Annotated in this window: 12 protein-coding genes and 4 pseudogenes; 9 read left to right on the plus strand and 7 right to left on the minus strand. The window is 33.7% G+C overall.

The annotated features are described in order from the left end of the window. Positions 1 to 123 precede the first annotated feature (123 nt). The 5 genes and pseudogenes from mutY (at position 124) to ACQ9BO_RS05560 (ending at position 4,105) form a co-directional block, all read left to right on the plus strand. Positions 124 to 1,173, plus strand: a pseudogene (mutY, locus tag ACQ9BO_RS05540) (A/G-specific adenine glycosylase). Positions 1,174 to 1,208: 35 nt separating this feature from the next. Then, complete coding sequence (locus ACQ9BO_RS05545) at positions 1,209 to 1,649, plus strand: single-stranded DNA-binding protein (protein WP_026983816.1); 441 nt, start codon at positions 1,209 to 1,211, stop codon at positions 1,647 to 1,649. A gap of 23 nt (positions 1,650 to 1,672) precedes the next feature. After that, positions 1,673 to 2,968 carry a gliding motility-associated protein GldE gene (locus tag ACQ9BO_RS05550; protein WP_431243927.1) on the plus strand — a complete coding sequence of 432 codons (1,296 nt, stop codon included), beginning with the start codon at positions 1,673 to 1,675 and terminating at the stop codon, positions 2,966 to 2,968. Position 2,969: 1 nt separating this feature from the next. Continuing rightward, positions 2,970 to 3,529 (plus strand): annotated as a pseudogene (gene gldD, locus ACQ9BO_RS05555) (gliding motility lipoprotein GldD). A 111-nt stretch (positions 3,530 to 3,640) separates the two neighbouring features. Beyond that, positions 3,641 to 4,105, plus strand: coding sequence for a hypothetical protein (locus tag ACQ9BO_RS05560; protein WP_431243928.1), 465 nt, complete (start codon positions 3,641 to 3,643; stop codon positions 4,103 to 4,105). Positions 4,106 to 4,210: 105 nt separating this feature from the next. Here the strand turns inward: ACQ9BO_RS05560 and ACQ9BO_RS05565 are convergent, their stop codons facing one another. After that, positions 4,211 to 4,588, minus strand: coding sequence for a heavy-metal-associated domain-containing protein (locus ACQ9BO_RS05565; protein WP_431243929.1), 378 nt, complete (start codon positions 4,586 to 4,588; stop codon positions 4,211 to 4,213). A 99-nt stretch (positions 4,589 to 4,687) separates the two neighbouring features. On the opposite strand from ACQ9BO_RS05565, the gene ACQ9BO_RS05570 reads away from it, so the two are divergent. Next, positions 4,688 to 5,554: a DMT family transporter gene (locus ACQ9BO_RS05570; protein ID WP_431243930.1), complete on the plus strand. Its 867-nt coding sequence runs from the start codon at positions 4,688 to 4,690 to the stop codon at positions 5,552 to 5,554. A 214-nt stretch (positions 5,555 to 5,768) separates the two neighbouring features. Here the strand turns inward: ACQ9BO_RS05570 and ACQ9BO_RS05575 are convergent, their stop codons facing one another. The 3 genes from ACQ9BO_RS05575 to ACQ9BO_RS05585 are packed head-to-tail and all read right to left on the minus strand — an operon-like array spanning position 5,769 to position 9,151. After that, the gene (locus ACQ9BO_RS05575) at positions 5,769 to 6,899 is read right to left on the minus strand and encodes a M16 family metallopeptidase (RefSeq protein WP_431243931.1); all 1,131 of its coding nucleotides are present in this window, start codon (positions 6,897 to 6,899) and stop codon (positions 5,769 to 5,771) included. Between the two features lie 44 nt (positions 6,900 to 6,943). Beyond that, positions 6,944 to 7,768: a M16 family metallopeptidase gene (locus tag ACQ9BO_RS05580; RefSeq protein WP_431243932.1), complete on the minus strand. Its 825-nt coding sequence runs from the start codon at positions 7,766 to 7,768 to the stop codon at positions 6,944 to 6,946. 60 nt (positions 7,769 to 7,828) lie between these two features. Further along, a complete protein-coding gene (locus tag ACQ9BO_RS05585) occupies positions 7,829 to 9,151 on the minus strand; it encodes a M16 family metallopeptidase (RefSeq protein ID WP_320569801.1) in 1,323 nt (440 codons plus the stop codon). 276 nt (positions 9,152 to 9,427) lie between these two features. On the opposite strand from ACQ9BO_RS05585, the pseudogene rplU reads away from it, so the two are divergent. Continuing rightward, positions 9,428 to 9,863 (plus strand): annotated as a pseudogene (rplU, locus tag ACQ9BO_RS05590) (50S ribosomal protein L21). Positions 9,864 to 9,887: 24 nt separating this feature from the next. Continuing rightward, positions 9,888 to 10,148, plus strand: a complete 261-nt coding sequence (gene rpmA / locus ACQ9BO_RS05595; protein WP_431243933.1) for a 50S ribosomal protein L27 — start codon at positions 9,888 to 9,890, stop codon at positions 10,146 to 10,148. Positions 10,149 to 10,441: 293 nt separating this feature from the next. Here rpmA and ACQ9BO_RS05600 read toward each other — a convergent pair whose 3' ends face one another. From ACQ9BO_RS05600 to ACQ9BO_RS05610, 3 genes are read right to left on the minus strand one after another with little or no spacing between them, the layout of a single operon-like run. Further along, positions 10,442 to 11,854: an AsmA-like C-terminal region-containing protein gene (locus tag ACQ9BO_RS05600; protein ID WP_431243934.1), complete on the minus strand. Its 1,413-nt coding sequence runs from the start codon at positions 11,852 to 11,854 to the stop codon at positions 10,442 to 10,444. Beyond that, a complete protein-coding gene (locus ACQ9BO_RS05605) occupies positions 11,851 to 13,197 on the minus strand; it encodes an AsmA family protein (protein WP_431243935.1) in 1,347 nt (448 codons plus the stop codon). Before ACQ9BO_RS05605 ends, ACQ9BO_RS05600 begins: the two co-directional genes overlap by 4 nt. A gap of 42 nt (positions 13,198 to 13,239) precedes the next feature. Then, entirely contained in the window at positions 13,240 to 13,821 is a 582-nt protein-coding gene (locus ACQ9BO_RS05610) for a tRNA-(ms[2]io[6]A)-hydroxylase (protein WP_431243936.1), read from the minus strand. 115 nt (positions 13,822 to 13,936) lie between these two features. Here ACQ9BO_RS05610 and ACQ9BO_RS05615 point away from each other — a divergent pair. Further along, positions 13,937 to 15,178: pseudogene (locus tag ACQ9BO_RS05615) on the plus strand (glycosyltransferase family 4 protein). Positions 15,179 to 15,193 lie beyond the last annotated feature (15 nt).

The raw sequence follows: 15,193 nt of genomic DNA on the forward strand, positions 1-15,193 counted from the left end.
TTTATAAATGATGTACTATTTTTTTGAGTTTGCAAATATAGGAATTAAAAAAATAATTAATCAAGCTAAATCGTTAAATTTTAATTACATAAACATTTACTTTTGTTTTCTAAGTATTTTTAAATGGATTTTCATAACGTACTGATAAATTGGTATTTACAAAACAAGCGTGATTTGCCGTGGCGCAAAACGGCCAATCCGTACCATATTTGGCTCTCAGAAATTATCGTCGCGAGCAAACGCGTGTTGCTCAAGGAATGCCTTATTTTTTTGCCTTTAAGAAGGAATTTCCTACGGTAAAAGATTTGGCCGATGCTTCAGAAGAAAAAGTTTTAAAGCTTTGGCAAGGTTTAGGTTATTATTCAAGGGCTCGCAATCTTCATAAAACCGCTCAATATATTGCTTATGACCTAAATGGAGTTTTTCCAAATTCTTATAAAGAACTTTTAAAGCTTAAAGGTGTTGGTGAATATACAGCGTACCGCAATTGCTTCTTTTTCTTATAATGAAGCTGTTCCAGTTGTCGACGGAAATGTTTTCAGGGTGCTTTCTCGTTATTTTGATATAGAGTCAGATATTGCATTACCGGCAACAAAAAAGAGTTTACCGAATTGGCTTTTGAATTAATGCCAAAAGATAATCCAGCAATCTTCAATCAAGCGATAATGGAATTTGGCGCCCTGCAATGTGTTCCGAAAAATCCCAATTGTATGGTTTGTGATTTTAACGGAAGCTGTGCTTGCGTTGCAAAAAAAGAAAGTAGCAGTTTTGCCTGTGAAATTGAAAAAGACAAAAGTGACCAATCGCTTTTTTAATTATTTGGTTTTAGAAGATGTTTTGGGGAATACCTTAATCCAGAAAAGAACAGCCAAGGGAATTTGGCATAATTTATATGAGTTTCCACTTTTGGAGACCGATGAAATTGTTGGTTTTGATTTGGTGTCAAAAGCGATACAAAATGATATTTTTTCCTCCTATACTATTATAGGTATAGAAGAATGCGCAGAAACCACTGTAATTCACAAACTTTCGCATCAGCACTTGCATATTCAGTTCTGGAAGGTGAAAATTAGTGAAGAACTACGGAATGGCGTGAACATCAATGAGTTAAAAAATTTTCCTTTTCCAATTGTGATATATAATTTTATTGAAAAGCAAGAATTAAATTGCTAAAAAATGTATCTTTGGGAGAAATACTACCAAAAACTATGAACGGAACATTAAATAAGGTGATGCTAATTGGCCATTTGGGAGATGATGTAAAAATGCATTATTTTGATGGAGGAAACTGCATAGGACGTTTTCAGCTGGCCACAAACGAAGTTTACATTAATAAAACCACTAATGAAAAAATAACTTCGACAGAGTGGCATAATTTAGTTGTACGCAACAAAGCCGCTGAAATTTGTGAAAAATATTTGTCTAAAGGAGATAAAATATATGTTGAGGGTCGTATAAAATCCCGTCAATGGCAGGCAGAAGACGGCACCACAAAATATACTACAGAAATTCAGGTTACTGAGTTTACTTTCCTGACTACCAAAAAAGAAACCGGAAATCATAAGCCACATCAGGATCAGGAATCAGCAAAAAATACTAACTTTGACGCTTCAAACGAAAGCTTGCCTATAAACGACTTGCCTTTCTAATTGTTTAACTAATCTTTTTTAATTTGGACCCAGAGCCCAGTTTACTTTTATCTACTACTTTAGACATCAATTTGATTATTGGTTTTGTCGGAATATTTATTTTGCTGTTTTTATCAGCCATTGTTTCAGGTGCCGAAGTTGCTCTTTTTTCACTATCACAAAAGGATATCGACGAAGCGGTGCATGAAAATCCCTCCAAAGGAAAAATTATTTCCAATCTTTTGGATAAGCCTAAGAAATTACTTGCAACGCTTTTAGTTGCTAATAATTTTCTAAATATCGGAGTTGTTATTTTGTTCTCTTTTATTGGCCGAAATATTTTTTCGCATATAAGTTCGCCTGCTTTTAAATTCTTTTTAGAAGTGGTTTTAGTGACTTTTCTTATTTTATTATTTGCAGAAGTTTTGCCGAAAGTTTATGCAAGCCGAAACAATTTAAAATTTGCAAAACGTTTTGCTTATCCTATTGCTTTTTTAGACAAATTACTTTCGCCTATCAGTTTGCCAATGCGTGCTGTTACCTTATATTTGCAACGTAAATTAGGGAAGCAGAAGAATAGTTTTTCAATAAATCAAATTTCTCAGGCGCTCGAACTTACAGATTCTGAAGGTACATCAACCGAAGAACAGAAAATTCTGGAAGGAATTGTTTCTTTTGGAAATACCGATACGAAGCAAGTTATGAGTCCGAGGATTGATGTTTTTGCTTTGGAAATTTCAGAAACATTCGCAGAAATTTATCCAAAAATTATTGAAAGCGGATTTTCTAGAATTCCAGTTTACCGAGATAATATCGATCAGATTGAAGGTGTTTTGTTCGTAAAAGATTTATTGCCTCATATTGATAAAGAAGAATTTGATTGGACTTCATTAATGCGAGAAGCGTTTTTTGTTCCTGAGAATAAAAAATTGGATAATTTATTGAAGGATTTTCAGAGTCTTAAAAGTCATTTGGCGATTGTAGTTGATGAATATGGCGGAACTTCTGGATTAGTTTCTTTAGAAGATGTTATTGAAGAAATAGTAGGAGATATCAGTGACGAGTTTGATGATGAAAATTTGAATTTCTCGCAGATTGATGAAAAGAATTTTCTTTTTGAAGGAAAAATAAACCTGAAGGATTTTTACCGAATCGTAGATGTTGATGAAGATGTTTTTGATGCGCGCAAAGGCGAAGCCGAAACGCTGGCCGGATTTATTCTAGAAATTTTAGGGAATTTTCCGAAAAAAGATCAAAAAATAGCTTTTGAAAACTGTGTTTTTACAATAGAAACAGTTGACAAAAAGCGTGTAAAACAAATAAAAGTAACGATAGATTAAGATGTTAAAAAAGATAATTTCAGCGACAGTAATTATATTGACGCTAACTTTGGTAAGCTGTAAAGATGATGTTTTGCCAAAACCGGCAAGTTTTCTGCGTTTGGATTATCCAGAGGCAAAATATGTTCATTTTGAAAATACTTGTCCGTTTGCTTTTGATATGAACGAAGATGCGGTAATTAAAGGTGAGAAAGAATGCGGATTTGCAATTACATATCCAAAAATGAAAGCTACGATTTACTTGACATACAAACCTGTACACGGAGATATTAATAAGCTTTTGAAAGATGCACAGAAACTTACCTACGAGCACGTAATTAAAGCCGATGATATTCTAGAACAGCCTTATTTAAATCAAGAAAAAAGGTTTACGGAATGTTTTATCAAGTTGATGGAAACGCCGCTACAAACTCACAATTTTACGTTACGGATAGTACAAAACACTTTTTAATTGGTTCGGTTTATTTTTATGCCAAGCCTAATTTTGATTCAGTTATGCCGGCTGTGAGTTATATTAAAAATGATATGCAGAGAATTATGGAAACTCTGAAGTGGAAATAAAGAAGAAAGGAATCCAAATCGGATTCCTTTTTTTGGATATAATTTTTTGAGTTCATGCGAGCCATTTGATATTTATTTTATAATTCACATTAGTCAACCAGATAATAAAGTATGAAAATTGAAATCACTAAATTTAAAAACAAAAAAATCTTATTTATTACTTTTTTGCTTTTGATGAATTGTGTTGATAAAAAAGAAAAAGATTTACTTGAGTTTAGCCCAGAAATGATAACAAAACTAGATTTAAATCAAACTGATGGTGTAGTTTTAGAAGAATACTGTAATAACAAAAGAAATTTTTCAGAGTCAGTGAAATTTGAATACAAGTCTAAAGTAGACACTGACTTTTCAGAATTTAAATCGGCAAAATATAAGTTCAAACTTAGAAAAAAATTAAATCTTGATTGTAATTATAGATTAACTATTGATGTCAAAAACAAAAAATATTTTTATTTTTTTCAAAATTTTGACTATGATACTGTGTGTTCTGGCAACAGTATTAGTCATGCAATTGATTCCTATTTTTTAAATGGAAAAAAGCGTTATTATCGCAATTCAAAATATTATTTAGATTGAGATAAATTTAAGCGCGACTTTTATGGTCGCGTTGTTTTTCAGTAAAATAAACTAAAAAAAGGCATTCAAATTTGAACGCCTTTTTTTGAATTGTAAAGTTTCAAATTAAGACTTAAAATTCAAAACCTTATATGTTTTACCGTCACCAGTAGCTTGAACAACTCTAGTCAAAGATTCTTGATTTTGAATCGTTTTGTCAAAAGTTATGGTTGCCATTTTTTTGTCAAAATCAACAGTTGCTTTTTCAACGCCGTCAAGATTTGATAATTCTTTTTCGATAGTTTTAGCGCATCCCATGGCACAAGTCATTCCTTCGATTTCAAAACTTGCTGTTTGAACATTTTCGGCGACGATTGCTTTTTGTTCTTTTGCGGTTGTTTCTAAAGGTTTTATGTTAGCCAAATTTTTATCTTCTTCTTTTTTACAGCCAACGAATACTAAACCAGCAATAGCTAATGATGCAAATATTTTAGTGAATTTCATATTTATGATTTTAGATTGTCAATATGTTTGTTGCAAAATTAATAAAAACCAAGAGGTCAGTTCATAAAATAATTACAATTTTGCAGTAAAATACAATTTATGGAAACAAAACAGTTAAAGTGGATCTACTTAGCTATTCTTTCTCTAATCTGGGGAAGTTCTTTTATTTTGATAAAGAAGGGATTGATTGGTTTGACAGCTATTCAAGTAGGTTCGTTCCGAATTATTTTTGCGGCTCTGTTTTTACTGATTGTTGGTTTCAATAGTTTGAAAAAGATTTCGCGTCGTCAATGGAAATATGTTGCCATAACTTCACTTTTTGGAACTTTTATGCCGGCTTATCTTTTTGCTATTGCAGAAACTCAGGTGAATAGTTCAATTGTTGCTATTTTGAATTCCCTCACGCCATTAAACACATTGGTTTTAGGAATTGTGGCTTTCGGAATTCAATTTCAAAAAAGACAAGTTTTAGGCGTTTTTGTTGGGCTTGTTGGTTGTCTGCTTTTGGTTTTAAGCGGAGATTCTGCAGGCGGAACACAAAATTATTTATATGTTTTGCTTGTAGTTATTGCAACGCTTAGTTATGCAATCAATGTAAATTTGATTAAAAAATATTTACACGATTTAAATTCTGTTAGTATAACCACAGGAAATTTTACGGTTCTGCTTTTGCCGGCGTTAATTATTCTGAGCACAACTGATATTAGCCAAAAAATACATTTTGTAGAAACACAGCATTCTATATTTTTTGTTGGAATTTTAGGGATTTTAGGAACCGGAATAGCTAATGTTTTGTTCTTTAAATTGATCCAAATGTCATCGCCGGTATTTGCGACATCAGTTACCTATTTAATTCCGATAGTGGCTTTTTTCTGGGGGTTGTTAGACAATGAAATGCTCACGCCAATTCAATTTTTCGGAGCGTTTATTATTTTGATTGGGGTTTATTTGTCGGCTAAGAAATAGTTGTGAGTTATGAATTATGAGTTATGAGTTTTGCGCATGTTACCTTGAGCGATGTCGAAGGGCGCGCCAATTGGAGTAGGCTTCTCCCGAAGCCTCGGTATCGCTCAGCCTGACAAAACTCAGTAAATAAAAAAGCTTTGTCAAAGTTTTAAACTTTGACAAAGCCTATGAGAAAAAACCTTAGCAACTTAGTGCCTTAGTATCTTAGAATCTTTTAAAGAAAATCCGCATCAGAAACTCCTTCGTTTATTTTGATATCAGACATTTTGATATCCAATTCAAAACCTACATTCTGAATTAAATTAAAAGGAACTTTCACGCCTTTTACTTCTTTATAATCATTAAAATTTGTGATTTGCGTAACCGATTTTCCGCCTTGTTCACGTGTTTTAGATTCCGCTACTTTTAATCCAGATTTAATATCGTAGAAATACGTTGTTTTGCCATCTTTAATTGCATAAGCGTCACTTCCGTTGATTGGTTCAATTCCGTCAACTTTCAAATCAGTTCTTTTTGCTAATTGAAGTTCTTCAAAAGGTGCGGCATTTGCTTTCATGTCTTTGAGGTCATCGCCTTCAAGGTTTTTGCGTTGGCCTTGTTGTTCAACATAAGCGCCTTTTTCATTCACAACCTGTTTCATCAAGTTCATAGTTCCCATAGCAAGAGAAACCATCATTTTTCCTTTTGAGTCTAATTTAGAAGTGAAAGTCAGTGGAGTAGGAGCTTGCGGAACTGTTGTGCTTCCGTTCATGTAAAGTGTTTTTACAGAAGTTACTGCTTTCTCGCCACCAATTGCTTTAATATAATTTTGAAAAACGGTTTGTGCTGTAACACTTGAAGGAGCTTCTTTTTTAGTTGCTGGTTTTTCAACTGGATTTCCGTATTTATCAAAATAATAAATCGGAATTTGAAGTTTTTCCAAGCCAGAAATAACATCAGATCCTTTTCCAACAATCACAATTCGCATATTGTCAAGCAGGAAATATTTGTTTGCAACGCGATAAATATCATCTGCAGTAACATTATTTATTGTCTGAATGTATTTCTCGTAGAAATCAGCAGGAAGCTTTTCTGTTTCGATGTTTAGAGCGTAACGAGCAACGGCTTGAGGTTTTTCGACTTGCATTACAAATCTTCCAATGTAGCCTGCTTTTACATTTCGTAAAACTTCTGGATCAACTCTTTCTGTTCTGATTCGTTTGATTTCTTTAATAAATTGAACTACGGCGCTATCAGTAACTGTATTTCGAACTGCCGAAGTTGCTTTGAATTTAGAGACATATTTGCTGGCTCCAAGGCTTGAATTTGCGCCATACGTCCAAGCGTGTTGTTCGCGTAAATTCATATTTAAATAACTATTGAAATCGCCTCCTAATATTTGGTTTGCAATTACAGCAGGAAAAAATCCGGATCACTCATTCTCAAATTTACCGTATTAACTAATGAAATTTCAGATTGAACAGCATTTGGAACATCAACCAAGTCAATTTGTAAGCTCGAAACATTCACTGGATTTGGATATGTATTTTTTGGTGCGACTTGCTTTTTCCATCCACTGAATAATTTTTCAACTGCGGCTTTTGTTTCTTTGAATTTAATGTCTCCAATGACCACTAAATAAGCATTTTCTGGAACGAAATAAGTGTTGTAGTTGTTTTGAACATCCGCTAGAGTAACATTTTTTACAGTTTCCTCAGAAAGATACTCGCCGTTAGGGTGATTTTTTCCAAAAGCTAAAACATCAACCACTCGGTTTGAAATAGCCGGAACGCTTTTTTCGTCTGCTTTAAGACCTTCTAGAAGTTTTGCTTTTTCTTTATCAAATTCGGTTTGAGTAAAATTTGGCTGTAAAGCGCCTTCTGCTAAAAGTTCTAATACGCGTCCTGAATATTTGGACAAAGCGCTTGCATAGGCTCCTTGTGATGTAAAGTTGATATTTGCTCCGTAAAAATCAATTTCTTCATTAAAAGCTTCTTTTGTTGTTTTTTTAGTTCCGTTGCCAATTAAGTCGCTGGTCAATTCGTCGACACCTTTTTTGTTGCCTTCAGTAAACGGTGCGTTATCCAGAGTTAGCGTAAAGCTTACTCGCGGTAATTTGTGATTTTCAACAACTAAAACCTTCATTCCGTTTGCTAAAACAAAGGTCTGGGGTTTTTTGATGTTGACTACTGGGGCGTTTCCTGGTTTTGGTTGTGGACGATCTTGTGCTATCATAATTCCTGTTAGGAAAAAAGGATTAAAAAAGGATATATTTTTTTCATGATTCGATAATTCTTAGTTTTGAGATTTTGCAGTTGGGATATAATCTAAAATCAAGCGCTGGTTAGGATTCAAGTATTTCTTTGCAACTTCTCTTATTTCTTCTCTCGTGATCGAGTGGTAAATATCAATTTCTGTATTAATCAAATTTACGTCTCCATATAGCAAGTAATACGAAGCAAGGTTTTCTGCAATTCCTTCTACGCTTGAATTCGCATTCACAAAATTATTATCGAATTTGTTTTGCAATTTTTCGTAATCTTTTTCAGAAATCAAATCGGTTTGGATTTTTACGATTTCTTCATCCATTTCTTTTAAAATGTCTGCCGTTGTGTTTGGAGCCATTGGTAAACCATATAAAATGTACGTTCCGTAATCTTCTTGGCTAAAGCCAACTGCACCAATTTGAAGCGCCATTTTTTTGTCATCAACGATTTTTTTGTAAAGCTTTGAACTTTTTCCGTCACTTAAATAGGAAGAGATCAAATCTAGAACTCTGGCATCTCTGGTTTTCATCGAAGGTGTTCTGTATGAGGCAACAACCATCGGAATCTGAATATTTGGATCTTCGTAAGTTGCTTTTATAGTCTGCGTAATTGGTTCTTCAGTATAAGTTTGTTTTTTAACTTCTTCACCTCTTGGAATTGGGCCAAAATATTTCTGAACCCATTCTTTGGCTTTGGTCTTGTCGAAATCTCCGGCAACAACTAAAACAGCATTATTTGGCGTATAGAATTTTTTGTTGAATGCCTGAAATTCTTCAAGAGTTGCGGCATCTAGATCTTTCATTGAGCCAATAGTTGTCCAGCGATACGGGTGATTTTTAAACATATTCTTTTTAACTTCTGGAAGAATGTTTCCATAAGGTTGATTGTCATAACGCATTCTTTTTTCTTCTTTTACCACTTCATTTTGCGTATCAACTCCAATTTTATTAATAATAGGATGCATCAATCTTTCTGATTCCATCCATAAACCTAATTCTAAATTGTTTGATGGGAAAACTTCATAATAATAGGTTCTGTCATCAGAAGTATTAGCGTTGTTTACTCCTCCGTTTGCCGTAACGATTTTCATCCATTCGCCACGTTTTATATTTTGAGTGCCTTCAAATAATAAGTGTTCGAAGAAGTGTGCAAAACCTGTACGATCTGGGCGCTCGTCTTTAGAGCCAACATGATACATTACAGAAGTAATAACCACAGGTGCCGATGGATCATTATGCAGAATAACATGCATTCCGTTGTCTAAGTTGTATTCTTCAAAAGCTACCTTTTGAGCATGCGCTACTCCGCCAAGCATTAGTGCCGCACTTAACATCATTATTGAGTTTTTCATATTAGATTAATAATTTTATAATACCTAAAAACAAGTAGGTAGCAAAAAGTTGATTATAGTTACTTCAAAAATAGTGTTTTTTGCGAAGTATTTGAGGATTTGTGCAGATATCATTAAAAATTAACAGAAAAATACTTATGTTTTTAATTTTGAAATTATTTAAAAGAGTTGAAAAACAGCCGTTAAACATGAAAAAAATATTTTTGCTTTTAGGGATTGCGTAGTAAATTATTAGTTGTATATTTGCAACCTTAAAAATCAATAAATCAATTTGATATGTATGCAATCGTAGAGATAGCAGGGCAACAATTTAAAGTAAGCAAAGACTTAAAGGTTTATGTTCACCGTTTAGCTAATGAAGAAGGTTCAAAAGTTTCTTTTGATAAAGTTCTTTTATTAGATGACAATGGAAATGTAACTTTAGGCGCCCCAGCTATAGAAGGTGCTTCAGTAGAAGCTAAAGTGTTACAACACTTAAAAGGTGATAAAGTTATCGTTTTCAAAAAGAAAAGAAGAAAAGGATACAAAAAAGAAATGGTCACAGACAATATCTTACTCAAATTGTAATTGAAGGTATTACTGCGGCAGGAGGAACTAAAAAAGCGACGACTAAAAAAGCAGTTGTAGCAGAAGAAGCGGCTACTGAAGAAGTAGAAGCTCCAAAAGCAAAAAAGCGACTCCAAAAGCAAAAAAAGAGACTACTAAAGAATAATAACAATATTTAAACTCATACGTCATGGCTCACAAGAAAGGTGTCGGTAGTTCGAAGAATGGTAGAGAATCAGAATCAAAACGTTTAGGCGTTAAGATTTATGGTGGTCAAGTCGCTATTGCTGGTAACATCATCGTTAGACAAAGAGGTTCAAAACACAATCCAGGTGAAAACGTTTACATCAGTAAAGATCACACACTACACGCAAGAGTAGCTGGAGTTGTTAAGTTCCAAAAGAAAAGAGATAATAAATCTTATGTATCTGTTATTCCTTTCGAGGCATAATAATCAAAGATTACTTTTTATAAAAAACCCGTTCTGAAAAGATCGGGTTTTTTGTTTGTAATTTCTGCTCAAAGTTTTGTCATCCTGACGGAGGAAGGATCACACGCGAGACTACGCAATCAAAGTCGCCAATCTTTGTCGTGTTTCTAGTGTGATCCCTCCTCCGTCAGGATGACAAGATTGCTTTGAGAATTTGATAATAAAAAACCTTTGTCAAAGTTTTAAACTTTGGCAAAGGTTGAGAAGTATTTTAAAATTGGAATTTGGAATTTTTTAATTTAGAATTTAAAATATTATTCCTCGGTATCTTTAGTTTCTTCCAAATCCTGAGATTTTTTTCCAACTTTTATTTTTGGATTATCCTGAGTTCCTGTAACTGTAAGCGGAATTCCGAAAATACCCAAAGGAGGCAATCCTAAGCGCATTTTTAAGTTTAGTTTTCCGTCTAAGCTTGTTGTGCCTTCAATTCTTGGTCTAAAGCCGGCAAACTTGAATTTAAAGCGTTCTACGGTCATGATATTATTTTTGATCGTCGTTTTAATATCAACTTTAGAAACATCTGGATTTTTCATGGATTCTGAATTGGTTTCTTTGCTGACTGCGTTAAACATCTTCAATCCTCGTACTTTTACATCTTTAACAGAAAGTGTTCCTCCTCCGGTCAATGAAGGATAAACAGGCTCCATATTTGCATTTAAACGACCTTTTAATTGATAATCTAAAGAAACGATTCCTTGTGCTTTTTCAGCGGCGCTGGCCATTTTCCTGAATACTTCAACTTCATTATAAGCTCGTTTGATGTCAAAATCCGTTGCTTTAATGGCGTAGTCGAAATTTGCTTTTTGAGGTGTTACAGCTTGATAATTGGCGTTCATTGTTACTTTGCAACCTATTAAGTCAAAACCTGTATTTTGCATCGTCAGTTTGCCATTTTTCATGCTCAAGTTTCCAGTTGCATTTTGAAGGTTCAATTTGTCAAAATTTACTTTTTGAGCGTTGGCAGTAAATTGCAAATTCAGATTTGTCGGAATAATAATAACGCCACTTTGTGTATTTCCAGTTTTTGTTTCCGTTTTTGGGGTTGCATTTTCTGTTACAGAAGTTCCGGCTGTTGTTTCGGACATAAATTCATCAACATTAATATATCGTGATGAGGATTTGAAAGAGCCTTTTAAAACGCCTGTATTCGTGGTGGCATAGTTAAAGACATTTTGTAAATAACCATTCATTGTAAAATCAGACTTTCCGTATGTGGCCAAAAAGTTGTTGAAATACATTTTGTCTTGGTTGATTTTGAAAATTCCTTCTTTTATAATGAATTTTTTAGGCAGATATTCTGATGTAATGCCAATGTTTCTCAATTCAAGCGTTCCTTTATTGTGCAATTTGCTGTAATTTCCTTTTTCGGCATCGCTTTGTTTTCCCTTTAATACAACATCGGCTTTTACGAAACCGTCTAAATCAAGTCCTTTTTGAGAGAAAACTTTATAGATTTTGTTGACATCCAATTCGCCTTTGGCTTTAATATCATAAGTCAAATCATCAAAATTGCTTAAATCTGCCTCAACAAAAACAGGCTTTCCTTCAAAAGTAAACTGCGCTGGTTTCAGTTTCACTTTCAAATCATCATAAGTTCCTTTTTGGTTGTCGATGTTTGACTTAACGGTAATATTTGTAATTGGATTTGGATAATAAGGCGTTTTCAAATAACCATTTTCAAGATTAATTGTTCCTTTCGTTTTTGGGAAAAGCCTGTTTTTTGGTCAAATTTTCCATTCACAACTGCATCTCCGTCAAGATTCCCTTTTAATACAATGTCTGGAATTCCAAGTGCTGACATCAATTTTCCAAGATCGATTTTAGCTTTTAATTCCGCGTCAATATTTGGAGTATTTACTCCCACTACGTGAAATTTCGATTTCAAATAATCTTTATTAATGTTTAATGAAAGATTTTTGGCATCGATATCAGCAAGATCCGGATTTAAATTAGGGACTTTAGTTTTAACATCTAAATTCAGGTTTGAGACCGGGAAAGCGCTTTTGTTGTAATTTACAAATCCGCTATCGATTTTTACATCCAGATCAAGTTCTGGAGCAATATTTTGCGAAGCGATATAATCTCCTTTCAATGTCAAAAGAAGATTTGTATTTCCTTTTAATTCGGTTTTAGAAAGCCAGGTTACATATTTTGGCGGAAACGCGGTGAAAACGTCGTTGAGCTTGCTGTTTTCTGATTTTATGACAAAATCCATGTTGTAGCCGTCTTTCAAGAAATCAAATTTCCCTTTAAAATCGACTACAAGTTGATTGATTTTTAAGTTGTTTTGCTGGAAAAAGAAGGAAAGCGAATTTACGTTTACTTTAGTAATCAAATCAGCATCAACCTTTTTGTTCATCAAATACGGTTCGTCTTCGTAAATCACATTCAGTTTTTCGATTTTAGCTTTCGAATACAAATCAAAAACAGATTTGTTCAGGTCGCCTTTTCCTAAATAATTGAAGCCAAAAGCATCAAAATGAACTTTGGTTGACTGGTCGTCGTAAATTATTTTGCTGTTCAGGATTTCAATACGTTCCAATTTTAAGGCAGTTTCTGTGCTGTCTTTGGGATCCGAAGGTTTTGAAGATTTGTAAATGTTGTAATTGGCTTCACCAGCAGGATTTACTTTTACATTGATAAAAGAATCGGATAAGTAAATTTGATCAATTTTTACCGTTTTACTAAAAACCAGACTGGCAACATTTATTCCAAAAGAAACTTCTTTTGCTGTAATGAATTTTTCCTTTGCATAAGGCGCCGAGCCATTAAGGTTTAAATCGCTTAAAGTTAATGTAAGCGAGGGGAAATGATGAAAAAACGAAACGGAAACATCAGAATAATTCAATTCTGCGCTAAGTTTTTCGTTTGCTGTTTTTTTAATTTGTTCTTTAATTTTATCCGCAAAAATAATTGGCGTTAAAAACAATAATCCTATAATAACAACAAAGGTTATTCCAAGATATTTTAGGATTTTTAATATTATGGATTTCTTTTTATCGGCGCTCATATTCAATTTTGGTATTAGTTTTTAGAAAATATTCATAAAAAATTACCCGTGTACAGTTTCATTTTTACCATAATTGGTAATGATAGAACCTTCATATTCAATCCACTCTTTCCAGCGTTTGTCAATGTCAATATTGTCTTGGTATTTTCTGGCAAATCCTAAAAAAGTAGTATAATGCCCAGCTTCAGAAATCATTAAATCTCTGTAGAATTTTGCTAATTCTTCATCTTTAATATTTTCCGAAAGCACTTTAAAACGCTCACAACTTCTTGCTTCAATCATGGCCGAAAACAATAATCGGTCGCAAAGTGCATCTCTTCGGCTTCCGTCTTTTTTCATGAATTTAAAAAGTTCATTAACGTAATGATCTTTTCTTTCACGGCCTAAAGTAAGTCCGCGTTGTTTTATAATATTGTGAACCATTTGAAAATGTTCCAGTTCTTCTCTGGCAATTTCAAGCATTTCGGTTACCAATTCTTCAATTTCAGAGTTGTAAGTGACAATACTGATAGCGTTTGAAGTCGCTTTTTGTTCACACCAAGCGTGATCCGTTAAAATTTCTTCGATATTTGACTCAACAATATTTACCCAGCGAGGGTCTGTAGCTAATTTTAATCCCAACATGATTTCCCAACATTTTTAGATGGTACAAAATTAGTGTTTTTTTGTGACCGAATATTGGTTAATTGGGTGCAAATCCGCGGAAAAAAGCATTATTTTGTAATATGAAACAAATATTATGAATCAGATAAAGAAACTTTTAATTATTGGGTTTGTTTGGCCTGAGCCAAAGTCTTCTGCTCGCAGGTGGAAGAATGATGCAATTGATTTCGATCTTCAAAGAAAATGGATTTGAAATAACATTTGCAAGTGCGGCGCAAGACAGCGATTTTATGGTTGATTTGTCTGAATTTGGAGTAATAAAAAAAGCATCGAACTGAACTCTTCAAGTTTTGATGATTTTATAAAAGAATTAAATCCAGATGTGGTCTTGTTTGATCGTTTTATGGTTGAAGAGCAGTTTGGATGGAGAGTGATTGAAAATTGTCCGAAAGCCGTTCGAATTTTAGATACTGAAGATTTGCATTGTCTGCGAACAGCAAGACAAAAAGCGTTTAAGGAAAACCGAACTTTTGAATTGATTGATTTATTGTCGGAAGAAGTTGCAAAACGAGAAATTGCCAGTATTTTACGTTGCGATGTATCTCTGATTATTTCTGAATTTGAAATGGATGTTCTCAAAAATGTTTTCAAAATCAACGAAACCTTACTGTTTTATCTTCCTTTTTTAGTAGAAAAAATGAAAGAAGAAGAGCTGTTGAAATTGCCTTCTTTTGAAGAGCGAAAGAATTTTGTTTTCATCGGGAATTTTCTTCATGAGCCCAATTGGAATACTGTTCAATATTTAAAAGAAGCCATTTGGCCATTCATAAAAAAAGATTTTCCAGAAGCGGTTTTAGAAGTTTACGGTGCATATCCTTCGCAAAAAGTGTTACAGTTGCATCAGCCTAAAAATGGTTTTTTTATCATGGGAAGGGCAGAAGATGCTAATGAAATTGTAAGAAAATCAAGAATTGTTCTGGCGCCAATTCGTTTTGGAGCGGGTCTGAAAGGGAAATTATTAGAAGCCATGCAATGCGGAACTCCGAGCGCAACAACATCGATTGGATCAGAAGCCATGCGTGCCAATTTGCCTTGGAATGGTTTTATTGAAGATAATCCCGAAGAATTCTCGAAAAAAGCAATTGCATTGTATCAGGATGGAAATCTTTGGAAACAGGCTCAGAAAAACGGAATTGCAATCATTAATAAATGTTATCAAAAAAGCAATTATTCAGCTCAATTAGTTTCTTTGACAAATTCACTTTTAATAGATTCTGAAAGCCATCGCCTGCATAATTTTATGGGAAATCTACTCCAGCATCACGCCTATAAAAGCACCATGTATATGTCAAAATGGATTGAAGCGAAAAATAAGTAATCAGTAACAGTTTAT

Origin of the sequence: Flavobacterium sp. P21 (genome assembly GCF_050632225.1) — a bacterium.
GTDB lineage: Bacteria > Bacteroidota > Bacteroidia > Flavobacteriales > Flavobacteriaceae > Flavobacterium.

Excerpts from the sequence above, each read along its gene's own strand:
- ACQ9BO_RS05545 (WP_026983816.1), top strand. The coding sequence starts at position 1,209 with ATGAACGGAACATTAAATAAGGTGATGCTAATTGGCCATTTGGGAGAT.
- ACQ9BO_RS05560 (WP_431243928.1), top strand. The coding sequence starts at position 3,641 with ATGAAAATTGAAATCACTAAATTTAAAAACAAAAAAATCTTATTTATT.
- ACQ9BO_RS05565 (WP_431243929.1), bottom strand. The coding sequence starts at position 4,588 with ATGAAATTCACTAAAATATTTGCATCATTAGCTATTGCTGGTTTAGTA.
- ACQ9BO_RS05570 (WP_431243930.1), top strand. The coding sequence starts at position 4,688 with ATGGAAACAAAACAGTTAAAGTGGATCTACTTAGCTATTCTTTCTCTA.
- ACQ9BO_RS05575 (WP_431243931.1), bottom strand. The coding sequence starts at position 6,899 with ATGAATTTACGCGAACAACACGCTTGGACGTATGGCGCAAATTCAAGC.
- ACQ9BO_RS05580 (WP_431243932.1), bottom strand. The coding sequence starts at position 7,768 with ATGATAGCACAAGATCGTCCACAACCAAAACCAGGAAACGCCCCAGTA.
- ACQ9BO_RS05585 (WP_320569801.1), bottom strand. The coding sequence starts at position 9,151 with ATGAAAAACTCAATAATGATGTTAAGTGCGGCACTAATGCTTGGCGGA.
- rpmA (WP_431243933.1), top strand. The coding sequence starts at position 9,888 with ATGGCTCACAAGAAAGGTGTCGGTAGTTCGAAGAATGGTAGAGAATCA.
- ACQ9BO_RS05605 (WP_431243935.1), bottom strand. The coding sequence starts at position 13,197 with ATGAGCGCCGATAAAAAGAAATCCATAATATTAAAAATCCTAAAATAT.
- ACQ9BO_RS05610 (WP_431243936.1), bottom strand. The coding sequence starts at position 13,821 with ATGTTGGGATTAAAATTAGCTACAGACCCTCGCTGGGTAAATATTGTT.